The sequence below is a fragment of the Pseudomonas sp. GL93 genome, from assembly GCF_003408955.1.
In the GTDB taxonomy this organism is placed as follows: Bacteria; Pseudomonadota; Gammaproteobacteria; order Pseudomonadales; family Pseudomonadaceae; genus Aquipseudomonas; species Aquipseudomonas paracarnis.
Genome location: NZ_NKRF01000051.1, coordinates 15,102 through 38,064, shown reverse-complemented (window position 1 = coordinate 38,064; position 22,963 = coordinate 15,102). Strand labels below are relative to the sequence as shown.

Here is a 22,963-nt window from a genome sequence, read left to right as displayed (position 1 = left end):
GCCGAAGGGTGATGCCCCGCTGGTAACGGATAAAACCAAGCCGAAGGGTGATGCGCCGCTGGTAACGGATAAAACCAAGCCGAAGGGTGATGCCCCGCTAGTAACGGATAAAACCAAGCCGAAGGGTGATGCCCCGCTGGTAACGGATAAAACCCAGCCCAAGGGTAATACCCCGCTGGTCACTGATAAAACCCTACCCCAGGGTGACGTCCCGCTAGTCACTGATAGGACCAAGCCAACCCGCGATACCAGAACCGATGACACCACCTATGGATTCAACTCGAATACGGGCAAGGCGGAAACGACCCTGACGTCCGCGGCCGATAAGCCAGACTTCAACGTATGGGATGAGCGTGGGAACGATACCTTTGATTTCTCTGGCTTCAAGCAGGATCAAATCATCAACTTGCGCGGTGGTTCGTTTTCCAGCGTGGGGGGGATGAAGGAAAACGTCAGGATCGGCGAGAAGACGGTGATCGAAAATGCTGTGGGTGGCCATGGTAACGATCGCATCATCGGTAACAGTGCGGATAATGTGCTCACCGGTGGCGCGGGGGCCGATACGTTGGTGGGCGGCGGCGGGTGGAATACCTTCAAGTTCAATGCCTTTAGCGATTCAACCCGTGCCAATGCCGACTTGTTGTTGGACTTCAACACGGGGCAGGACAAGATCGACCTGTCGCAAATGGCGCTTGACGGCAAGGTAGCGTTGAACTTCGTCGAGAACTATACGGGGGCGGCAGGCGACACCATCATCAAGTTTAATCCGCAAACGGGACGTTACTTGCTGGCGGTCGACCTGGATGGCGATGGCAAGACCGACTTCCTGATCAAAAGCACCCGAATGATCAGTCCAGAAGATGTCATCGGGCTCAACATCAAAGAGGGCAGTTATCTCTAATGCCTTGATCGCGCGCCTTTGACGGGCGCCACTGCTGGAAGCAAGGCGGGGGCGGGACTTACTCACGGGTTGATGAAGTCCCGCCCTTTTGTGCGTTTTGAAGTGGCTGACGGGCTCGTCAGGACGCTTGGACGCTGGCCAACGCGGCTTTACGTGCAACGCTCATGAAACGCAACAACGCAACCAGCGCAAATGCACTGCCCACCAGCATCACGGCCAACCAGCCGCCGTGTTCATACACGCTGCTGGCAATCGCCGAACCGAATGCACCGCCGATAAAGATACTGGTCATGTACAGCGCGTTCAGGCGGCTGCGGCTGTTGGCATCCAGGGCGTAGATGGCGCGTTGGCCGAGGACCATGTTCATCTGCACGCAAAAATCCAAGACCACCCCGGTGACGGCCAGGCCAATCACGCTGTACAGCGGGTGTACCAACGCAGGCAGGAAACTCAGCGCACCGAACAGCATCGCCAGCAGCGAAGCGCGGTGGGTATGGCCTGCATCGGCCAGGCGACCGGCCATGGGCGCGGCGATGGCGCCAAGGGCACCAACCAGGGCAAACAGTGCGATTTCGCTTTGGCTCAGGCCGTGGTTACGCGCCAGTTCCAGTGGCGCGGCAGTCCAGAACAGGCTGAAGGCGGCGAACATGCAACCCTGGTAGAACGCCCGCTGGCGCAACAGCGGTTGTTCACGCAACAGGGTGCCCAGGGAGTGCAGCAACTGGCCGTAGCTGGCTCTGTGATCGGGCTGGCGCTTGGGGATAGTCAGCATCAGTACCACGCTGATAAACGCCATCAGTGCGGCGGCCGCCATGAACATCGCACGCCAGCCGAAGTGATCGGCCACCACGCTTGACACCGGCCGAGCCAGCAGGATGCCCAGCAACAGGCCGCCCATGATGCTACCGACCACCCGGCCCCGGGATTCGGCCGGCGCCAGGTGTGCGGCCAGCGGGATCAGGATTTGCACCGAGACGGAACTGAAGCCGATCAGTAGCGACACCAGCAAGAACAGGTTCGGCTGTTCGATAAACGCCGCCCCCAACAGGCTGGCGATCGCCACGACGGTGGTGGCGATCATCAGCTTGCGGTTTTCCAGCAGGTCGCCCAGAGGCACCAGGAAGAACAGGCCCAGGGCGTAGCCGATTTGCGTGAGGGATACGATCAGGCTGGCCATTGCCGGCGTCAGGCCAATGTCCGGTGCAATCAGCTCGATGATCGGTTGCGCGTAGTAGATGTTGGCGACAATGGCGCCGCAGCAAAACGCGAACAGCATGACCATGCCCCGGGTCATGGTGCCTGCAGCGTGAGAGGTTGCGTTCATGGTGTACTCATAAAGGCGAAGGACGATGGCGTGAGAGAGTAAAGACAAGGCTCTCAAGTGAGTAGGCTGCCTGTGCTGATATCACTTATGCCGGCTGATGATACATTCAGACACATCTGCCCTACGCAAAAAAGTGGGAGCTGGCTTGCCTGCGATGGCGGTGCACCAGTCACCAGAAATATGACTGATAGATCGCTTTCGCAGGCAAGCCAGCTCCCACAGGTTTGACCGAGTTGATTCAGTCAGATGGGTTATTGGCCAGAGTAGATCTGGTCAAACACCCCGCCATCATTGAAATGGGTCTTTTGCACTGTGCGCCAGTCGCCGAAGGTCTTCTCCACCGACAGGAAGTCCACCTTGGGGAACCGGTCGGTGTACTTGGCCAGCACCTTAGGGTCCCGTGGGCGCAGGTAGTTGTTGGCCGCAATTTCCTGGCCTTCGGGCGACCACAGATACTTGAGGTAGTCCTCGGCCGCGGCACGGGTGCCTTTTTTATCGACCACTTTATCCACCACCGACACCGGCGGTTCGGCTTCGGCGGAGACGCTTGGGTAGACCACTTCGAACTGATCACGGCCAAACTCACGGGCGATCATTTCCGCTTCGTTTTCAAAGGTCACCAGCACGTCGCCAATCTGGTTGGTCATGAAGGTGGTGGTGGCGGCGCGGCCACCGGTGTCCAGCACTGGCGCTTGCTTGAACAACTTGCCAACGAAGGTCTTGGCCTTGTCTTCATCGCCGCCGTTCTTCAACACGTAGCCCCAGGCCGACAGGTAGGTGTAGCGGCCGTTACCCGAGGTCTTCGGGTTGGGCACGATCACCTGCACGCCATCCTTGAGCAGGTCGGGCCAGTCTTTCAACTCCTTGGGATTGCCTTTGCGTACGATAAAGACCGTGGCTGAGGTGAATGGCGCACTGTTGTTCGGCAGGCGCGTTACCCAGTTGTCCGGCACCAGCTTGCCGTTGTCGACCAAGGCATTGATGTCGGTGGCCATGTTCATGGTGATCACGTCGGCGGGCAGGCCGTCGATCACCGAGCGCGCTTGTTTGCTGGAGCCGCCGAAGGACATCTGCAACGTCAGCTTGTCGTCTGGGTGCTCGGCTGCCCAGTGCTTCTGGAAGGCGGCGTTGTAGTCCTTGTAGAAATCGCGCATCACGTCGTAGGAGACGTTGAGCAGGGTGGTCGCTGCCTGGGCGGAGCCCGCCAAGGCCAGGCCGGCGGCCAGTAGAGAGGCGCTGAGGATTTTTTTCACTGCTCATTCCTTGTTGTTCGAGAAGAGGGGAGGCAATTTGCCAGCGACTATAGCCGGGCCTGCATAGAGCTTTAAAGATTAAAACGAACTTTGCTTATTCCAGTTTACGAAACAGATTGCTGCCACAGCGCGCGCAAAACGCGGCGTTGGGTTCATGGCTGTCCTTCTTGCACACTGGGCAGTCGGTATGCAGCTGTTCGCCGCGCATGGCAGTGGCCAGTTCGGCGGTAAAAATACCCGTCGGCACGGCGATGATCGAGTAACCGGTGATCATCACCAGCGACGAAATCACCTGGCCCAGGGGCGTCTTGGGCACGATATCGCCGAAGCCCACGGTAGTCAGGGTGACGATGGCCCAGTAGATGCCCTTGGGAATGCTGGTAAAGCCATGTTCCGGGCCTTCGATCACGTACATCAGGGTGCCGAACACTGTCACCAGGGTGCACACGCTGACCAGGAACACCACGATCTTCTGCTTGCTGCCGCGCAGCGCCGCCATCAGGTAGTTGGCCTGCTTGAGGTACGGGCTGAGCTTGAGCACGCGGAAGATGCGCAGCATCCGGATGATGCGAATGATCAGCAGATACTGGGCGTCGCTGTAGTACAGCGCGAGGATGCCGGGGACGATGGCGAGCAGGTCCACCAAACCATAAAAGCTGAAGGCATAGCGCAGCGGCTTGGGCGAGCAATACAGGCGCAGACCGTACTCGATGGCGAAGATCAGCGTGAAGCCCCATTCGATATAGGCCAGCACGTCGGCGTAGTTCTGGTGGATCTCATCGATGCTGTCGAGCATCACGATCACCAGGCTGGCGAGGATGATCAGCAGCAGGATGCCATCAAAGCGCCGCCCGGCGACGGTGTCGCTTTGGAACACCATGATGTAGAGACGCCGGCGCCAGTCGTTGTTGCTGTCCATAAACCCTGCCTGAAACGAATATCGAGCAAGCCTAGGGCGATTCGACCGGGCTGTCCATGTGAGGCTTGAGCAGCATTCGCTGACCGGCGCGCACCAGCCAGCACGCGAGGATAAACGGCGCGGTCAGCGCGGGCAGGTGCAGGGCGGCGAAGCCCGGGGTGAGCAGGATGGCCAGGCCGATACCCAGCAGTGGCAACCAAGGCTGGCGACGCGACGAGCACAGGGCCAGGGCGGCCAGCGCGGGGTTATAGCTGTGCAGGCCGAGCAGGGCGCCAGTGGGGTCGTTCAACCCCAGGCCGGCCAGCATGCCGAGAGTGGCGCCGCCCAAGGCCCACGCGACGGCGCGACGATTGGCCAGCAGCAAGCCCAAGGCGATCAGTACGCCCGCCAGCGGCTGGTCCAGCAGCATGATTTGCCCAAGGCCGGTGAAAGGAGCGGCGAGTACAGCGACAGTGTCGGGCTCGCTCAGCGCAAGGGTGTTCTCCGAGACCTGGCCGAGCAGCAACCAGCCCAGGCCAACAAAGGGCGCGGTGTACGCGGGCAAATCCAGGGGTTGGGTCGCGTGTTTCAACCAGTGCCGAGTGAGGATGGCACTCAAGCCGCCGCACGCCAGGATCAGCGGCGGCACCAGCGCCGACCAGGCAAAGTGTTGGCTGATCAACAGGCCCAGCAGTACGCCGTTGTAACTATACAGCCCGGCCTGGCGCTCGGCCTTGGGATACCCCCGGCGCTGGGCCGTGAGCAACCCCGCGACACCCCCCAGCAAGGCACCGCCGAGCAACGCCGGGGCGCCGATCAGGATCGCCAGCAGGCACAGCAGGCCGCACAGCGGGTGGCGCTGCAGGAAGATTTGGCTGAAGCCGTTAAGCAGGGCTTCGGCCCAGTCGGGGCAGGTTGGGTTGTGCATGTCAGCTCCCTGTAGGAGCGAGCTTGCTCGCGAAAAACCTGAGGGCGCCGCGTGCATTCAGGATACGCGCGTCATCGTTGACGTTCTTCGCGAGCAAGCTCGCTCCTACAGTAGGGTTTCGATACGCAGCGAATTGGTAGACCCCGGCTGCCCGAACGGCACTCCCGCAGTTATCACCAAGGTATGGCCACGCTGCGCCATGCCCTGGGCCTGGGCAATTTCCAGTGCGGTGGAACACACCTCATCCACCTGGCGCAGCCTATCGTTGACCACCGAGTGCACGCCCCACGCCACGCTCAGGCGTCGCGCCGTGGACAGGTTGGGCGTGAGGTTGAGGATCGGCGCCACAGGCCGTTCCCGCGCGGCGCGTAAGCTGGAACTGCCGGACTCGCTGTAGTTCACCAGCACCGCCACCGGCAGGATGCTGCTGATACGGCGGAACGCACAGCTGATGGCGTCCGACACCGTGGCATCCGCCTTGGGCCGGCTGACATCCAGCTGGGCCTGGTAGTCCGGACCGTTTTCCACCTGGCGGATGATCTTGCTCATCATCTGCACCGCTTCCAGCGGGTACTCGCCCGAGGCGGTTTCCGCCGACAGCATCACCGCGTCCGCACCTTCAGCCACCGCATTGGCGACATCGGTGACTTCGGCGCGGGTGGGTGCCGGCGAGAAGCGCATGGATTCGAGCATCTGCGTGGCCACCACCACCGGCTTACCCAGCTGGCGGCAGGTGCTGATGATGTCTTTCTGGATCTGCGGCACGCTCTCGGCCGGCACTTCCACGCCCAAATCCCCCCGGGCCACCATGATCGCGTCGCTCAGTTCAGCGATTTCTTGCAGCCGCTGCACCGCCGAAGGTTTCTCGATCTTGGCCATCAGAAACGCTTTATCGCCGATCAGCTCGCGGGCTTCGCGGATGTCTTCCGGGCGCTGCACAAACGACAGCGCCACCCAGTCCACACCCAGCTCCAGGCCGAAGCTCAGGTCGCGGCGGTCCTTGGCGGTGAGTGGGCTCAGTTCCAACAGCGCTTGTGGGACGTTCACACCTTTGCGGTCAGACAGTTCGCCGCCATTGAGCACGGTGGTGTCGATGGCGTCGGCATGCTTGGTGATCACGCGCAGGCGCAGCTTGCCGTCGTCGAGCAGCAGGTCCATGCCCGGCTCCAGTGCGGCGATGATTTCTGGGTGGGGCAGGTTGACCCGGCGTTGGTCACCCGGGGTTTCATCCAGGTCCAGGCGCAGGGCCTGGCCGCGTACGAGCTGCACCTTGCCTTCGGCAAAGCGTCCCACCCGCAGCTTCGGCCCTTGCAGGTCCATGAGGATGCCGAGCGGGTAGTTGAGCTGGCGCTCGACCTGGCGAATCCACTGGTAGCGCTGTGCATGGTCGGCGTGGTCGCCGTGGCTGAAGTTGAGGCGGAAGATATTCACCCCGGCCTCCACCAGCTCGCGGATGTCGTCGATACCGTCGGTGGCCGGGCCCAGGGTGGCGAGGATTTTGACCTTCTTGTCAGGCGTCATGGTTGGCAGTCTCAAGGATCAGGATGGCGCGGAAGTCGTTGACGTTGGTGCGCGTCGGCTCGGTGACGATCAAGTCGCCCAGGGCGGCGAAATAGCCGTAGCCGTTGTTGTTGTCCAGCTCATCGCTGGCCGACAGGCCCAGGGCTTCGGCACGGCGGTAGCTGCAGGGGGTCATGATCGCGCCGGCGTTGTCTTCTGAACCGTCGATGCCATCGGTATCCCCGGCCAGGGCGTACACGCCGGGCAGGCCCTTGAGGCTGTCGGTGAGGCTGAGCAGGAATTCCGCATTGCGCCCGCCACGGCCGTCGCCGCGTACGGTGACGGTGGTTTCGCCCCCCGAAAGGATCACGCACGGCGCCGCCAATGGCTGGCCGTGCTGCACGATCTGCCGGGCGATGCCGGCGTGTACCTTGGCCACATCGCGGGCTTCGCCTTCAAGGTCGCCGAGGATCAGCGGGCTGAAACCGGCCTGGCGCACTTTGACCGCCACCGCTTCCAGGGATTGCTGCGGGCGGGCGATCAATTGGAAGTGGCTGCGGGCAAGCACCGGGTCGCCGGGCTTGACGGTTTCCGAGGCCGGGTTCTGCAACCAACTGCGCACCGAAGCGGGAGCGTCGATGTGATAACGCTTGAGGATCGCCAGGGCCTGTTGCGAGGTGCTCGGGTCACCGACCGTCGGGCCCGAGGCAATCACCGTGGCTTGGTCGCCCGGTACATCGGAGATCGCGTAGGTGTACACCGTGGCCGGCCACGCGGCCATGGCCAACCGACCGCCCTTGATCGCCGAGAGGTGCTTGCGCACGCAATTCATCTCGCCAATGGTGGCGCCGGATTTAAGCAGGGCTTTGTTGATGGCTTGCTTGTCCGCCAGGGTGATGCCCTCGGCGGGCAGGGCGAGTAGTGCCGAGCCACCGCCGGAGAGCAGGAAGATCACGCGGTCGTTTTCACCCAGATGGCTGATCAGTTCCAGCACGCGCTGGGCCACGGCCAGGCCGGCTGCATCGGGAACCGGGTGGGCGGCTTCGACCACTTCGATTTTTTTGCATGGCGCGCCGTGGCCATAGCGGGTGACCACCAGGCCCGAGACTTCGCCCTGCCAACAATCTTCGACGACCAATGCCATGGCGGCCGCGGCTTTGCCGGCGCCGATCACGATCACACGGCCACTGCGGTCGGCAGGCAGGTAGGATTCAAGGACTTGCCGGGGGTGGGCGGCGTCGATGGCTGTGGCAAACAGCTCGCGAAGCAGGTGTTGCGGATCGACCGACATAAGCGGGCTCCCGGGGGATTCTTGTTATTAGAGGTGCAGCGATCGTTCCCACGCTCTGCGTGGGAATGCAGTCCGGGACGCTCTGCGCCCAAAGCGTGACGCGAAGCGTCACAAGAGGCATTCCCACGCGGAACGTGGGAACGATCAGCGGTGTGGGTTATTTATCGCGAATCGAGAAGTTCGCCATATGCTCCAGGCCCTTGATCAGTGCCGAGTGGTCCCAGTTGCCGCCGCCAATTGCCGTGCAGGTGCTGAACACTTGCTGGGTGCCGGCGGTGTTCGGCAGGTTGATCCCCAGTTCCTTGGCACCGGCCAGCGCCAGGTTCAGGTCCTTCTGGTGCAGGTTGATACGGAAGCCCGGATCGAAGGTGCCCTTGATCATGCGCTCGCCGTGCACTTCCAGGATCTTGGACGATGCAAAGCCACCCATCAGCGCTTCACGCACTTTGGCCGGGTCCGCGCCGTTTTTGGAGGCGAACAACAACGCTTCGGCCACCGCCTGGATGTTCAGCGCGACGATGATCTGGTTGGCCACCTTGGCGGTCTGGCCATCGCCATTGCCGCCTACCAGGGTGATGTTCTTGCCCATGCTCTGGAACAGCGGCAGCGCGCGTTCGAAGGTCTGCGGTTCGCCGCCGACCATGATGCTCAAGGTGCCGGCCTTGGCACCGACTTCACCACCGGACACCGGGGCATCCAGGTACTGCGCGCCCGTCTGGTTGATCTTGGCGGCGAATGCCTTGGTGGCGGTAGGGGAGATCGAACTCATGTCGATCACCACCTTGTTCGGCGACAGGCCCGCAGCCACGCCGTCGGCACGGAACAGCACGTCATCGACTTGTGGGGTGTCGGGCACCATGACGATGATGAACTCGGCCTCCTGGGCCACTTGTTGCGGGTTGGCCAGGGCCACGGCGCCGGCGCTGATCAGTTCAGCCGGAGCCTTGCCGTGATGTTCGGAGAGAAACAGTTGATGACCTGCTTTCTGCAGGTTGGCGGCCATGGGTTGGCCCATGATGCCGGTGCCGATAAATCCGATTTTAGCCATGATCAAAATCCTCTTTTAATGTGTGGCTTGCCTGCGATGGCATCATCCGGGGATGCCTGATACACCGAGGTGTCTGCATCGCAGGCAAGCCAGTTCCCACATTGTTTTGTGTTGTGTCAGTTGTCAGATGGCGTTATGGGTTTTGAGCCAACCCAAACCCGCCTCGGTCGTGGTCAATGGCTTGTACTCACAGCCAACCCAACCCGCGTAACCAATGCGGTCCAGATGCTCGAACAGGAAGCGGTAGTTGATCTCACCGGTACCTGGCTCGTTGCGCCCTGGGTTGTCCGCCAGTTGGATGTGGTTGATCTCGCCCAGGTGCGTCGCCATGGTCCGCGCCAGGTCGCCTTCCATGATTTGCATGTGGTAGATGTCGTATTGCAGGAACAGGTTGGCGCTGCCCACTTGCTCGCGAATCGACAGGGCCTGGGCTGTGTTATTCAGGTAGAAGCCGGGAATGTCGCGGGTGTTGATCATCTCCATCACCAGCTTGATACCCGCCGCCTGCAGCTTCTCGGCGGCGTACTTGAGGTTGGCGACGAAGGTTTTTTCCACGGTCTCGTCATCGACGCCTTGTGGCCGGATACCCGCCAGGCAGTTGACCTGGGTGTTGCCTAAGACCTGGGCATAGGCGATGGCCAGTTTGACCCCGGCACGGAACTCCTCGACCCGGTCTGGGTGGCAAGCCAGGCCGCGCTCGCCCTTGGCCCAGTCACCGGCTGGCAGGTTGAACAGCACCTGGGTCAGGCCGTTGGCGTCCAGCTGCGCCTTGATGTCGGCAGAGCTGAATTCATACGGGAACAAGTACTCCACGCCCTGGAAACCGGCATCGGCAGCCGCTTTGAAGCGGGCAAGGAAATCCTGTTCGGTAAACAACATGGACAGGTTGGCAGCAAAGCGCGGCATAGGGTTCTCCTTAATCGAGCAGGGAAATGGCAGTCGGCGCATCGTTGCCGACCAGAGCCAGATCTTCGAATTCATTGACGGCGTTGATCTCGGTGCCCATGGAAATATTGGTCACCCGTTCCAGAATAATCTCAACGATCACCGGCACCTTGAATTCTTCGATCATCTCTTGGGCGCGGCGCAAGGCCGGTTGGATCTGGCCCGGCTCGAACACACGCAGGGCCTTGCAACCCAGGCCCTCGGCAACCGCCACATGGTCGACGCCGTAGCCGTTGAGTTCCGGGGCGTTGAGGTTGTCGAAGGACAGCTGCACGCAGTAGTCCATCTCGAACCCACGCTGGGCCTGACGGATCAGGCCCAGGTAAGAGTTGTTCACTACCACATGGATGTACGGCAGCTTGAACTGTGCGCCCACCGCCAGTTCTTCGATCATGAACTGGAAGTCATAGTCGCCCGACAAGGCCACTACTTTGCGGCTCGGGTCGGCCTTGACCACGCCCAGCGCCGCGGGAATGGTCCAGCCCAGTGGGCCAGCCTGGCCGCAGTTGATCCAGTGGCGGGGCTTGTACACATGCAAGAATTGCGCGCCGGCAATCTGCGACAGGCCGATGGTGCTGACGTAGCAAGTGTCTTTGCCGAACACCTGGTTCATCTCTTCGTACACGCGTTGCGGCTTGACCGGCACGTTGTCGAAGTGAGTCTTGCGGTGCAGGGTGGCCTTGCGTTGTTGGCAGTCATGCAACCAGGCACTGCGGTCCTTGAGCTTGCCGGCGGCTTTCCACTCGCGAGCCACTTCAATGAACATCGTCAGCGCGGAGCCGGCGTCGGAAACGATGCCCAGGTCCGGCGTGAACACGCGGCCAATCTGGGTCGGTTCGATGTCGACGTGAATGAATTTACGGCCTTCGGTGTACACCTCTACCGAACCGGTGTGACGGTTGGCCCAGCGGTTGCCGATGCCCAGCACCACGTCCGACTTGAGCATCGTCGCGTTGCCGTAGCGGTGCGAGGTTTGCAGGCCGACCATGCCCACCATCAGCGGGTGGTCGTCCGGGATAGTGCCCCAGCCCATCAGGGTCGGGATTACCGGGATGCCGGTCAACTCAGCGAACTCCACCAGCAACTCGCTGGCGTCGGCGTTGATCACGCCGCCACCGCTCACCAGCAATGGGCGTTCGGCTGCGTCGAGCAGAGCCAGGGCTTTTTCCACTTGCACACGGGTCGCCAGCGGCTTGGCCAGGGGCAGCGGCTGGTAGGCGTCGATGTCGAATTCGATCTCGGCCATCTGTACGTCGAACGGCAGGTCGATCAACACCGGGCCGGGGCGGCCGGAGCGCATTTCATAGAAGGCTTTCTGGAACGCGTAGGGCACTTGGCCGGGTTCCAGCACCGTGGTTGCCCACTTGGTCACTGGCTTGACGATGCTGGTGATGTCCACGGCCTGGAAGTCTTCCTTGTGCATCCGGGCGCGAGGGGCTTGGCCGGTGATGCACAGGATCGGGATCGAGTCGGCGGAGGCGCTGTACAGACCGGTGACCATGTCGGTACCCGCCGGGCCCGACGTGCCGATGCACACGCCGATGTTGCCGGCCTTGGTACGGGTGTAGCCCTCGGCCATGTGCGAGGCGCCTTCAACGTGGCGAGCAAGGACGTGATCGATGCCACCCACCTTCTGCAAGGCCGAATACAGCGGGTTGATCGCGGCGCCTGGGATACCGAAGGCGGTATCCACACCTTCACGGCGCATCACCAGGACGGCGGCCTCGATTGCTCTCATTTTGCTCATGGTTTTGGTGCCTCTTGCGTTTTGTAATTGTATACAAGTGGTGTCTGTCCAAAGTGTATTCACGCCGAGCTGCGTTGGTCAATGCCTTTCGTAAACTGACCTTTGCGTTCGTCGGAAGCGCTTTTTTCGACATATGGAGTCTTTGTTGGAAAATATTGTATACAAAAACAAATATCATTGTGTTCTATTTGTGTGATCGGGCATCTGATAAAACAGACCTCACCGCTTTACCCATAACAAGATAAGGACGGCACCTATGAGCGCTTTAACCTTGAAACTCGCCACCCAACTGGCCACCCAGGCCCTCACCGCAGGCCGCACCATTTCGGCTGCGCCACTGACCATCGCCGTGCTCGACAGCGGCGGCCACCTGGTCACCCTGCAACGCGAAGACGGCGCCAGCCTGCTACGCCCGCAAATCGCCATCGGCAAGGCCTGGGGTGCCATAGCCCTGGGCAAGGGTTCACGTTTGCTGGCACTGGACGCCCAACAGCGCCCGGCGTTTATCGCGGCGTTGAACAGCCTGGGGCAGGGCAGCGTCGTGCCGGCACCGGGTGGAGTGTTGATTCGTGATCAGAGCGGCATGGTGCTGGGCGCAATCGGGATCAGCGGGGACACGTCCGATATTGACGAGCAGTGTGCGATCACGGCGATAGAGGGAGTGGGGTTGATGGCGGATGCGGGGGTGTCGGCTTGAATCGTTCTGACTGTGAGTAAGCTATCGCAGGCAAGCCAGCTCTCACATTGGCGGTGTTCACAAATCCAACTGTGTGAATCCAATCAGTGTGGGAGCTGGCTTGCCTGCGATGCAGTCGACTCGGTCTACAGTCAAACCCAAATGGCATCCCACAGCGGATAGTCACCAAACTTCTTTACCAGCCCGGCCCTGAGTGGATTGGCTACGATGTAACGTGCAATCCCCTCAAGGCTTTCCTCTCGACGCACGGCATGATCATGAAAGCCCGGCTGCCAGAGGCGACCTTGGCGGCCAGCCACCGCATTTACCACTCGGGTGCTCTTGGACTTCACTTGTCGCATCAAGTCGGCAAGCGAACCTTTCTCCAGAGAAACAAGCCAATGGAAATGATCAGGCATTACTACCCAGGCCAATGAGGTTGCGAGCCCTTTATATTGAGCGATCCTGAATTGGTGTACGACCAGACGGCCAAGTCTGAAGTCGCTGAAGATGGGCTCACGTTCAAGGGTGTTGGTGGTGAGCAGGTAAATGCGGTTGGATTCGTTATAGCGACCGATGCGCAGGCGTTTTGAAGCAGGTAGATCAGGCATTCCTTGGCCTCTCTTCAGATGGTGTTCTGAGAGGCTAGACTGAGGGGCGAAGGCTGATCGGCAGGCTTTTAGCAGGATGTGTCTGGATTGGCGCTATCGCGGGCAAGCCCGCTCCCACAGGGGATTGTGACCATTTTACATTTTGTGTCCCGCGCAAATCCGTGTGGGAGCTGGCTTGCCTGCGATGGCCTCTGCGCGGTCTATCAATCCGGCTCACACCCCTTGAGCACCAACCGAATGATCGTCTGCGCCGCGGCCTCATAATCGGCTTCGTCCAGCTTGGCCTTGCCGGTTACCGCCGAGATCTGCCAGTCGAAATCGGCATAGGTCTGGGTGGCTGCCCAGATGCTGAACATCAGGTGGTTGGGGTCAATCGCGGCGATCAGGCCGCGGTCCACCCAGTGCTGGATGCAATCGATATTGTGCTTGGCCTGGGCATTGAGCTGTTCAACCTGGTCGGCGCTCAGGTGTGGGGCGCCGTGCATGATTTCGCTGGCGAAAACCTTGGAGGCGAACGGCAGGTCGCGGGAGATGCGGATTTTGGAGCGGATGTAGTTGCTCAATACTTCCTTGGGCTCGCCTTCGGGGTTGAATGGCGTGGAGGCGGCCAGGATCGGCTCGATAATGCTTTCGAGCACCTCGCGGTAAAGGTTGTCCTTGGACTTGAAGTAGTAGTAGACGTTGGGCTTGGGCAGCCCGGCCTTGGCGGCGATGTCGCTGGTTTTGGTCGCGGCGAAGCCCTTGTCGGCAAACTCCTCGCTCGCCGCCCGCAGGATTTTTTCTTTGTTGCGCTCGCGAATGCTGCTCATAAACCAGACGTTTCCTTGCCATGACAGGCGGTTGCGCATGGTAGCACCGGCCATCCGCAAGCCTCAACAATCTGCCCGCAAGGCCTTGCGCCGCGCTATGCTCGCGCCATCTCTCTCTAACGGAAGTCCGGTTCATGGCAGGAAGCAGCTTGTTGGTGTTGATCGACGATATCGCGGCGGTACTCGATGACGTCGCGTTGATGACAAAAATGGCCGCCAAGAAGACATCGGGCGTGCTGGGCGATGACCTTGCACTGAACGCCCAGCAGGTCTCGGGTGTGCGCGCCGAGCGGGAAATTCCCGTGGTGTGGGCGGTGGCCAAGGGCTCGTTTATCAATAAATTGATCCTGGTGCCGACGGCCCTGTTGATCAGCGCCTTCGCTCCGTGGGCGGTGATACCACTGTTGATGCTCGGCGGCGCCTACCTGTGTTTCGAGGGCTTCGAAAAACTCGCCCACAAATTCCTGCACAGCAAGGCTGAAGATCAAGCCGAACACGCGCAGTTGGCTGAAGCGGTGGCCGACCCGGCAACCGATCTGGTGGCGTTCGAGAAAGACAAGATCAAGGGTGCCATCCGTACCGACTTCATTCTGTCCGCCGAAATCATTGCCATCACCCTCGGCATCGTCGCCGACGCGCAGCTCACGCAACAGGTGATTGTGCTGTCGGGTATCGCCATTGTCATGACCATCGGCGTATATGGATTGGTGGCCGGTATCGTCAAGCTCGACGACCTGGGGCTGTGGCTGACGCAGAAGCCGGGTCAGGTGGCGCGCAGTATTGGCGGCGCGATCCTGAGTGCGGCCCCCTACATGATGAAGAGCCTGTCAGTGATCGGCACCGCCGCGATGTTCATGGTCGGTGGCGGCATCCTCACCCATGGCGTGCCTGTGGTGCATCATTGGATCGAAACGGTAAGCCAAAGCACGGGTGCGCTGGCATGGTTGATGCCGACGTTGCTCAATGCGCTGGCGGGAATCATCGCAGGCGCCGTCGTCCTGGCAGTGGTCAGCGTGGTGGGCAAGGGTTGGAAAGCACTGCGAGGGTGAGACGGCAGGCATAAAAAAGGCCATTCAATCGAATGGCCTTTTTTTGTCGCTGCTGTTTATTCGGCGATCTGCAACTTGCGCGATTCGGTGTAGATATACCGCACCTTCTCATACTCGAACGGCGAGTTCATCTGGCCGTAGCGGAAGCTGGTCTGGTAGCGCTTATCGACGGCGCGCAGGGCCCAGACTTCCGGATGGTTGGAGCTGACTTCGGACACGTTGAGGAAGTTGATCTGCGATTCGGCGCTGTAGTCCACCAGCAGGCCGCCGGTGTCACGCAGGTTCGAGGGGCCGAAGATCGGCAGCATCACATAGGCGCCACCCGGTACACCGTAGAAGCCCAGGGTCTGGCCGAAGTCTTCGCTCTGGCGCGGCAGGCCCATGGCGGTAGCCGGGTCCCACAGGCCGGCGATGCCAATGGTGGTGTTGACCAGCAGGCGCCCGGTGGTTTCCAGCGAGCGATGGCCCTTGAGCTGCAACAAGCTGTTCATCAGGTTGGGCACATCGCCCAAATTGTTGAAGAAGTTGCTCACGCCGGTGCGTAGGAAGCTCGGCGTGACGTAGCGGTAACCGTTTACTACCGGCAGGAATACCCACTGGTCGAAGCGATAGTTGAAGTGGTACACGCGGCGGTTCCACGACTCCAGTGGGTCATAGACGTTAAGCGCGGTGAGCGTGGAGCGTTCGAACTCACGCTGGTCCAAGCCTGGGTTGAACTTGAGCTTGGTCAGCGGCTCCTTGAAGCCGTCGGCATCGACCTTGACGGGTTCTTGGGCCTTGCTGTTGTCGGCATTGGCCACGCCTGCGCACATCAGTGCGGCGAGCAGCAGAAGATATTTAGCCACGGAAGAACTCCAGCATGGCGTCGGCGTTGACGCGGTAATTGAGGTTGCCGCAGTGGCCGCCCAGCGGGTAGACGGTCAAGCGATCGCCGAAGGTTTTACGCAGGAAACCCAGGTCGCCAGGGCCGAGGATCACATCGTCGGCGTTATGCATCACGGCGATTTTCGGGCTGTCGCGCAGGTAGTCCTTGAGTGCGTACAGGCTGACCTGGTCGATCAGTTGCAGCAGGCTGCCGCCATCGGAACGAGCGCGCCACATCGGGATCACTTGTTCGGTGAGGTAGCAGTCGAAGTCACACTGCAGGGCACGCTTGAGGAACGGCGTGAGGCTGGTGCCTTCGGTGATCGGGTACTTGGGCGGAATGATCAGGCCACGGCGGTTGATCAAGTCCGAAGTGAACGCAATGTCAGCGGCCGAGAAGCGGAACGAGGTACCGATCAGCATGGCCATCTGTTCATTGCTCAGGTGCTGCTTGGACTGCTGGAAGTCATAGAGCAAGGCATCGTTGAGGTCGATGTAGCCTTTTTGCTGGAAGTAACGCGTCAGTTTGCTCAGCACCAACTCATAGAAGGTGGTGCTGTTGTTGATGCCCTTGACCTCGGTCTGTACCAGCTTGTCGAGGTTGGTGATCGAGGTATAGAGGTTGACCGGCGGGTTGAGCAGCAGCACTTTCTTGAAGTTGAAGCTGCGGCGGGTCTCATCCAGCTTGCTGACAAACGCCGCATCCAGGGCGCCCAGGCTGTAGCCGGTGAGGTAGAAATCGGTCACTGGCAACGAGGCGTTCTGCGCGCGTACGGCTTGCATCACGCGGTACATGTCTTCGGCGTCTTCCTGGGTGATGCCCGGGGTGGCGAAGCGCGAAGCGGCGCTGATGAAGTCGAAGCTGGTGGGCGAGGACAGCTGCACCACATGGTAGCCGGCCTGGTAATACAGCTTTTTCAGGTATTCGTTGATGCTGCTGTCAAAGCGTGCACCGGTGCCGGCGATCAGGAAGATCAAAGGCGCGGCGCGGTCCTGCTTGGCAATACGGTAGGTGAGTTTCTTCACCGCCCAAAAATTGTCCGGCAGGCTGAACTCGCGCTCGGGGCGCATCGTCAGGGTGTAGTCGGACTGGTTGATCTCGTCATCTGTCGGCAGGGTTGGCCGCAGATCGGGAGGCGTGGTGGCGATGGTCGCTTCGAACGGGTTGGTCAAAGGGTAGCCATAGCTGGCTTGGTCGATATCGACGGCCAGTGCTGACGCACTCAAAAATAGGCTGCCCAGCAAGGCAGCACAGCGCAAGGAACGGAGCATGACTAAATCCCTAAGAGGAACGGGCTGAATGAAGTTCGCAGGCTATGACCACCGCCTTGTCACCGAAGTGCCAGCACTCGGCACGAAAAGTCGGAATTAAACGTCGGAATCGGGGTAATAGTAGCGAGACGATACACTTTGCCATGCATTGTTGAACAGATATCTGCGCGAACACCTTGCTAACGGCCGCCGTGGGATTAAGCTGAGCGCCGTTTTTGCCTATCGGAGTGCCCCATGTCCCGTCGTTTGCCGTTGATCCTGCTGCTTATTGCCCTGCCGTTATGGCTGGCCGCCAGTTATGCCGCACGCTATGGCTTTATGGAGGATGGGCAATGGGTTGGCATCTGCGCTGATGAGGCCGGCCGCTGGGAATGCCAGGTGCGTTCGAATTTGGGGTTGATGATTCATTTCAAGCTGCTGGGGTGGGCGGCGTTGATCACCTCGGTGCTGGGCTTTTTTGTACCGGGCCGTGCGGGATGGGCGTTGGCGGTAGTGGGGTTGGTGTTCGGGTTGCCGGCGCTGGCGTTGTACAACACGACGTTTGCGGTGTTTGCGGTGGTGATTGCGGGGTTGCGGTTGGTCAGGAAGCCGCGCAGCGCCTGATGTGCCCTCATCGCAGGCAAGCCAGCTCCCACATTTGACCGTACTCACAGATAGAAATGTGTGAACCCAATCAACTGTGGGAGCTGGCTTGCCTGCGATAGCGGTGTCAAGCCTTGCGCACTCGCAAGCAACGCCACAAAGCCGCAACCATCAGCACGCTGACCACTGCCCAACCCCAGGCCTGCTGATTCAATAGCCCTTCGCGGTACAACTGCGGCGCAACGCCGGCACCGATGATAAAGGCCAGCAACGCAATCTCCCGACGCGGTCCGGTCACCGGGCGTATCAGGTACACCAGGGCCGGCAACACCAGCGCTGCGCTCGGGAAGCTGCGATAGCGCGGGTCAAACACCAGCGCCAGCATCATCACCGCACCGGCAAACCCGGCGATAGCCACCAGCCAACCGGCGCGCTGCTCCAGCCAGTTGAGCCCGCGCTCACGCCAGCCTTCGCGGGCGCTGAGGGCCAGGGCGGCATGGGCCAGCACCAGCAGGTTCAGCACCACCAGCAAGCCTGCCCATACCCATTCATCGCTGAAGCGCGCGGTAACGCGGGTCAGTTCGGCCCAACTGCCGATGGAGCACGCTGCGACGGCCCCTAGCAACGGCAGTACTAACGCAGAGCGAGTGCTGCGAACGCGGCCGCCGAGCACCAGGGTGCCTAGCAGGATGAGCCCGCCGACGCCCAGCCACATCGGCCAGTACGGCACATTGGTCACCGGGCCGGCGAGGATACCTTTGTCCTGACGGTCTGCATCGAACAGCCCCCAGTAACCGCCCACAGCCCCTTCGCTCGCACGTTTCCATGGCTGGTCAAAGGCTTCTATCAGGTTGTAGCGCCAGCCATTGGCTTCGGCCATGGCCACGAAACCGCGCATGAACCTGGCTTCATTGACCCGGCTGGGCACGGCGGTTTCGCGCTGGCGGCCTTCGCTGGGCCAGCCGGTTTCGCCGATCACGATGTCCTTGGGCGCGAATTTATGGCCGAAGGTCTGGCGCACATCGCCCACATGCTTGAGCGCCTGGTCGATGCCGGACGGCTCATCCTCCCAGTACGGCAGCAGGTGAATGGTCAGGAAGTCCACCGCCGGCTCGATTTCCGGGTGTTGCAGCCAGAACTCCCAGACATCGGCATAGGTGACGGGCTGCTTGATCTGGCTTTTAACCTGATGGATCAGCGCCACCAATTGCTTGGCAGTGACTTCCTTGCGCAGCAGGGCTTCGTTGCCGACGATCACCGAGGTCACCACGTCCGGGCTGGCGTTGGCCGCCGCGATCAACTCGTTGATCTCTTTTTCGGTCGCCACGGGGTCACTGCTGACCCAGGCGCCGGCCATCACTTTCAACCCATGCTTGCGCGCCATGTCTGGCAGGGCCTCCAAGCCGGTCATGGAGTAGGTGCGAATGCATTCAAAGCGCGTGGCAAGCAGCGCCAGGTCGGCGTCCATGCGTTCGGGGCGCAGCGTGAACGGTTGGTCGAATGGGGATTGGTCTTTGTCGAACGGCGTGTAGGACGCACATTGCAGCTTATGGCTGGCGCTGGCGACGTCTGGCAACACCACGGGCCGGCCGAGGCCGTACCAGTAGCCGACAAGGGCAAGCACGCCGAGGATCAAGGCGAAGAAATAGGGCAGGGCAGGGAAGCGGGCAGTCGCGGGCATGGTCGGCTTATCTGGGGGAGCAAAGGCGCGCATCTTACCCGGATTTGCCGCAGCCCAGTGCGGCTGCATAATTTTGACATGCAAACTTCGGGCGGGATTCTGGCGATAACGCCTACAAAGCATCCTACTGGCGATGTGATGTCGTTTCTTGCTCAACCAAGGTCGTTGACAGAGCAGGGCAAATGCCTACGCAGGTTGAAGATAAAACTGTCAGTACTCCACTGATGCCTCAGCAACCGGATCGATGCGCGTGAAGGGGGCGCGGTGCACCCTATAACAACAGTTTGACGTCGCTCGGCATCCGTCGGGCGCAGCACTTTCGGGGAAGTACTATGAAGATGCGACGACTCTTGGGCGCAGCTGCCACTCTGGTAGTTGCGATGGGCTCCACACTGGCCAGTGCCGACAGCAAGACCCTGAGCATCGGCTACGTGGACGGCTGGTCCGACAGCGTGGCCACTACTCATGTGGCGGCAGAGGTGATCAAGCAAAAGCTCGGCTACGACGTAAAACTGCAAGCGGTTGCCACCGGGATCATGTGGCAGGGCGTCGCCACCGGCAAACTCGATGCCATGCTCTCCGCCTGGCTACCGGTGACCCACGGTGAATACTGGACCAAGAACAAGGACAAGGTGGTCGACTACGGCCCCAACTTCAAAGATGCCAAGATCGGCCTGATCGTGCCGGAATACGTCAAGGCCAAGTCCATTGAAGACCTCAAGACCGATACCACCTTCAAGAACAAGATCGTCGGCATCGACGCCGGTTCAGGCGTAATGCTCAAGACCGACGAAGCTATCAAGCAATATGGCCTGGACTACAAACTGCAAGCCAGCTCGGGTGCGGCGATGATTGCCGAGCTGACCCGCGCCGAAGACAAGCAGGAGTCGATTGCGGTCACCGGTTGGGTGCCGCACTGGATGTTCGCCAAGTGGAAACTGCGTTTCCTGGACGACCCAAAAGGGATTTATGGTGCTGCTGAAACCGTCAACAGCATCGGCAGCAAGGGCCTGGAGAAGAAAGCGCCGGAAGTCGCAGCCTTCCTGAAGAAATTCCAGTGGGCCTCCAAGGATGAAATCGGTGAAGTCATGCTGGCGATTCAAGAAGGCGCCAAGCCGGACGCCGCGGCCAAGGACTGGGTAGCCAAGCACCCCGAGCGCGTCGCCGAATGGACCGCTAAATAACCCCGCCCCAATTGTAGGAGCGAGCTTGCTCGCGAAGAACGCACAGGCACCGCGATCATCCAGAATGAACGCGTTATCGTTGACGTTTTTCGCGAGCAAGCTCGCTCCTACATTTTTTACAAATCCTCGCTAAGCTCGATCTACTACTAAGGTCGTCTGGAACCCATTGCGCAGCCGCATACAGTGGATACGTTCCAAAATAATAAAAAGCTGTGCTGCGAGGATAAAAACAATGAACGACAGCATTTACCTCTCGATTCAAAACAGCCCGCGTTTCAAGGAGCTGGTCAGGAAAAGGGAAAGGTTCGCCTGGATTCTCTCGGCGATCATGCTAGGGCTTTACTCCGCTTTCATCCTGTTGATCGCCTACGGGCCACAAGTGCTGGGGGCCAAGATCAGCCCCGGTTCTTCGATTACCTGGGGCATTCCCCTGGGCGTCGGGCTGATTGTGTCGGCCTTCATTCTCACCGGCATCTACGTGCGTCGGGCCAACGGCGAATTTGACGACCTGAACAATGCGATTCTCAAGGAGGCTGCGCAATGATCCGGCGTCTATTGGCTCTATTCGGTGCTTCGCTGTTGGCTCCGGCCGTTTGGGCGGCGGACGCATTGACCGGTGAAGTGCACAAGCAACCGCTGAACATCTCGGCCATTGTGATGTTCGTCGCGTTTGTCGGCGCCACCCTGTGCATCACTTACTGGGCGTCCAAGCGCAACAAATCGGCGGCGGACTACTATGCGGCGGGCGGTAAGATCACCGGTTTTCAGAACGGCCTGGCCATTGCCGGTGACTACATGTCGGCGGCGTCCTTCCTGGGGATTTCCGCGCTGGTGTTCACCTCCGGCTACGACGGCTTGATCTATTCGATCGGCTTTCTGGTGGGCTGGCCGATCATTTTGTTCCTGATCGCCGAGCGCTTGCGTAACCTGGGCAAATACACCTTTGCCGACGTGGCGTCCTATCGCCTGGGGCAAACCCAGATCCGCAGCCTTTCGGCCTGTGGCTCGCTGGTGGTGGTGGCGTTCTACCTGATCGCGCAGATGGTCGGCGCGGGCAAGCTGATCCAGCTGCTGTTTGGCCTTGATTACCATGTGGCGGTGATCCTGGTGGGTATCCTGATGTGCATGTACGTGCTGTTCGGCGGCATGTTGGCGACCACCTGGGTGCAGATCATCAAGGCGGTGCTGTTGCTGTCCGGTGCCTCGTTCATGGCGCTGATGGTGATGAAGCACGTCAACTTCGACTTCAACATGCTGTTCTCCGAGGCGATCAAGGTTCACCCCAAAGGTGAAGCGATCATGAGCCCCGGCGGCCTGGTGAAAGACCCGATCTCGGCATTCTCCCTGGGCCTGGCACTGATGTTCGGTACCGCTGGCCTGCCGCACATCCTGATGCGCTTCTTCACGGTGAGCGACGCCAAGGAAGCGCGTAAGAGCGTGCTGTACGCTACCGGCTTCATCGGCTACTTCTATATCCTGACCTTCATCATCGGCTTCGGCGCGATCCTTTTGGTCAGCACCAACCCGGCGTTCAAGGATGCAGCGGGCGCCTTGCTCGGTGGTAATAACATGGCGGCGGTGCACCTGGCCAACGCGGTGGGTGGCAGTATCTTCCTGGGCTTCATCTCGGCCGTGGCGTTTGCCACCATCCTGGCAGTGGTTGCCGGCTTGACCCTGGCGGGTGCTTCGGCGGTGTCCCATGACCTGTATGCCAGCGTGATCAAGAAGGGCAAGGCCAACGAGAAAGATGAGATTCGCGTGTCGAAGATCACTACCGTAGCCTTGGGTGTATTGGCCATCGGCCTGGGTATCCTGTTCGAAAGCCAGAACATCGCGTTCATGGTCGGCCTGGCGTTCTCCATCGCCGCCAGCTGTAACTTCCCGGTGCTGCTGCTTTCCATGTACTGGAAAAACCTCACCACCCGTGGTGCCATGATTGGTGGCTGGCTGGGCTTGATCAGCGCCGTGGGCCTGATGATCCTCGGTCCGACCATCTGGGTGTCGATCCTGCACCATGAAAAGGCGATCTTCCCGTACGAGTACCCGGCGCTGTTCTCGATGATCATTGCGTTCGTCGGCATCTGGTTCTTCTCCATCACCGACAAGTCGGCGGCGGCAGAGAAAGAGCGTGCGCTGTACTTCCCACAGTTTGTGCGTTCGCAGACTGGCCTGGGGGCGAGTGGGGCGGTTAATCACTAAGTCGTCAGCTGCATAAGAGATACCCCGGTCGCAAGGCCGGGGTATTTTTTTTGCCTGGCTCTTTTGTGTTGCCTGGGCTGGCCTCATCGCGGGCAAGCCCGGCTCCCACAGGTTGACTGTGTGAACCCGATCGACTGTGGGAGCTGGCTTGCCTGCGATGGCGGTAGATCAGGCCACACAAACAAAAACGGCCTCCACTAA

The 22,963-nt window shown here is 60.4% G+C and carries 21 protein-coding genes; 7 read left to right on the top strand and 14 right to left on the bottom strand.

Annotation, left to right across the window (positions count from 1 at the left end; all coding sequences use genetic code 11):
- Nucleotides 1-901 (top strand): M10 family metallopeptidase C-terminal domain-containing protein (locus CER19_RS08340; RefSeq protein WP_256660402.1); only part of this gene is annotated, 901 nt, incomplete at its 5' end.
- 118 nt (nt 902-1,019) lie between these two features.
- Here CER19_RS08340 and CER19_RS08335 read toward each other — a convergent pair.
- From CER19_RS08335 to gcl, 9 genes are all read right to left on the bottom strand, one after another.
- The gene (locus CER19_RS08335; RefSeq protein WP_116666067.1) at nt 1,020-2,225 is read right to left on the bottom strand and encodes an MFS transporter; all 1,206 of its coding nucleotides are present in this window, start codon (nt 2,223-2,225) and stop codon (nt 1,020-1,022) included.
- A 251-nt stretch (nt 2,226-2,476) separates the two neighbouring features.
- Nucleotides 2,477-3,478 (bottom strand): sulfate ABC transporter substrate-binding protein, encoded by a 1,002-nt coding sequence (locus CER19_RS08330; RefSeq protein ID WP_116666066.1) that lies wholly within the window; start codon nt 3,476-3,478, stop codon nt 2,477-2,479.
- A 94-nt stretch (nt 3,479-3,572) separates the two neighbouring features.
- On the bottom strand, nt 3,573-4,397 hold the full coding sequence (locus CER19_RS08325; protein WP_116666065.1) for an ion transporter: 825 nt from the start codon (nt 4,395-4,397) through the stop codon (nt 3,573-3,575).
- Between the two features lie 31 nt (nt 4,398-4,428).
- Entirely contained in the window at nt 4,429-5,304 is an 876-nt protein-coding gene (locus CER19_RS08320; RefSeq protein WP_116666064.1) for an urea transporter, read from the bottom strand.
- Nucleotides 5,305-5,409: 105 nt separating this feature from the next.
- Nucleotides 5,410-6,825, bottom strand: a complete 1,416-nt coding sequence (gene pyk / locus CER19_RS08315) for a pyruvate kinase (RefSeq protein WP_116666063.1) — start codon at nt 6,823-6,825, stop codon at nt 5,410-5,412.
- Complete coding sequence (locus CER19_RS08310) at nt 6,815-8,095, bottom strand: glycerate kinase (RefSeq protein ID WP_116666062.1); 1,281 nt, start codon at nt 8,093-8,095, stop codon at nt 6,815-6,817. The genes pyk and CER19_RS08310 overlap by 11 nt, the downstream gene beginning before the upstream one ends.
- Nucleotides 8,096-8,252: 157 nt before the next feature.
- Nucleotides 8,253-9,143: a 2-hydroxy-3-oxopropionate reductase gene (locus tag CER19_RS08300; RefSeq protein ID WP_116666060.1), complete on the bottom strand. Its 891-nt coding sequence runs from the start codon at nt 9,141-9,143 to the stop codon at nt 8,253-8,255.
- 123 nt (nt 9,144-9,266) lie between these two features.
- A complete protein-coding gene (gene hyi, locus CER19_RS08295) occupies nt 9,267-10,049 on the bottom strand; it encodes a hydroxypyruvate isomerase (RefSeq protein ID WP_003189985.1) in 783 nt (260 codons plus the stop codon).
- 10 nt (nt 10,050-10,059) lie between these two features.
- Nucleotides 10,060-11,835, bottom strand: a complete 1,776-nt coding sequence (gene gcl, locus CER19_RS08290) for a glyoxylate carboligase (protein ID WP_003189987.1) — start codon at nt 11,833-11,835, stop codon at nt 10,060-10,062.
- Nucleotides 11,836-12,091: 256 nt separating this feature from the next.
- Between gcl and CER19_RS08285 the strand changes: the two genes are divergently transcribed.
- Entirely contained in the window at nt 12,092-12,532 is a 441-nt protein-coding gene (locus CER19_RS08285) for a heme-binding protein (RefSeq protein WP_020302584.1), read from the top strand.
- A 131-nt stretch (nt 12,533-12,663) separates the two neighbouring features.
- On the opposite strand, the gene CER19_RS08280 is transcribed toward CER19_RS08285, so the two are convergent.
- Nucleotides 12,664-13,122 (bottom strand): transposase, encoded by a 459-nt coding sequence (locus CER19_RS08280; protein WP_116666059.1) that lies wholly within the window; start codon nt 13,120-13,122, stop codon nt 12,664-12,666.
- Between the two features lie 203 nt (nt 13,123-13,325).
- Entirely contained in the window at nt 13,326-13,931 is a 606-nt protein-coding gene (locus CER19_RS08275; RefSeq protein ID WP_116666068.1) for a TetR/AcrR family transcriptional regulator, read from the bottom strand.
- A gap of 134 nt (nt 13,932-14,065) precedes the next feature.
- Here CER19_RS08275 and CER19_RS08270 point away from each other — a divergent pair, with 134 nt between their 5' ends.
- Nucleotides 14,066-14,980, top strand: a complete 915-nt coding sequence (locus CER19_RS08270) for a DUF808 domain-containing protein (RefSeq protein ID WP_116666058.1) — start codon at nt 14,066-14,068, stop codon at nt 14,978-14,980.
- Between the two features lie 56 nt (nt 14,981-15,036).
- Here CER19_RS08270 and CER19_RS08265 read toward each other — a convergent pair whose 3' ends face one another.
- Nucleotides 15,037-15,825, bottom strand: coding sequence for a VacJ family lipoprotein (locus CER19_RS08265; RefSeq protein ID WP_054898378.1), 789 nt, complete (start codon nt 15,823-15,825; stop codon nt 15,037-15,039).
- Nucleotides 15,818-17,116, bottom strand: coding sequence for a serine protein kinase PrkA (locus tag CER19_RS08260; protein ID WP_003189995.1), 1,299 nt, complete (start codon nt 17,114-17,116; stop codon nt 15,818-15,820). Before CER19_RS08260 ends, CER19_RS08265 begins: the two co-directional genes overlap by 8 nt.
- Nucleotides 17,117-17,350: 234 nt before the next feature.
- Here CER19_RS08260 and CER19_RS08255 point away from each other — a divergent pair, with 234 nt between their 5' ends.
- A complete protein-coding gene (locus CER19_RS08255) occupies nt 17,351-17,719 on the top strand; it encodes a hypothetical protein (protein ID WP_116666057.1) in 369 nt (122 codons plus the stop codon).
- Between the two features lie 106 nt (nt 17,720-17,825).
- On the opposite strand, the gene CER19_RS08250 is transcribed toward CER19_RS08255, so the two are convergent.
- Nucleotides 17,826-19,379 (bottom strand): glycosyl hydrolase family 17 protein, encoded by a 1,554-nt coding sequence (locus CER19_RS08250; RefSeq protein ID WP_116666056.1) that lies wholly within the window; start codon nt 19,377-19,379, stop codon nt 17,826-17,828.
- 332 nt (nt 19,380-19,711) lie between these two features.
- Here CER19_RS08250 and CER19_RS08245 point away from each other — a divergent pair, with 332 nt between their 5' ends.
- From CER19_RS08245 to CER19_RS08235, 3 genes are all read left to right on the top strand, one after another.
- Nucleotides 19,712-20,563, top strand: coding sequence for a glycine betaine ABC transporter substrate-binding protein (locus tag CER19_RS08245; RefSeq protein WP_003233255.1), 852 nt, complete (start codon nt 19,712-19,714; stop codon nt 20,561-20,563).
- 232 nt (nt 20,564-20,795) lie between these two features.
- Nucleotides 20,796-21,107, top strand: coding sequence for a DUF485 domain-containing protein (locus tag CER19_RS08240; protein WP_003190001.1), 312 nt, complete (start codon nt 20,796-20,798; stop codon nt 21,105-21,107).
- On the top strand, nt 21,104-22,762 hold the full coding sequence (locus tag CER19_RS08235) for a cation acetate symporter (RefSeq protein ID WP_003190002.1): 1,659 nt from the start codon (nt 21,104-21,106) through the stop codon (nt 22,760-22,762). Before CER19_RS08240 ends, CER19_RS08235 begins: the two co-directional genes overlap by 4 nt.
- The last annotated feature ends 201 nt before the right edge of the window (nt 22,763-22,963 follow it).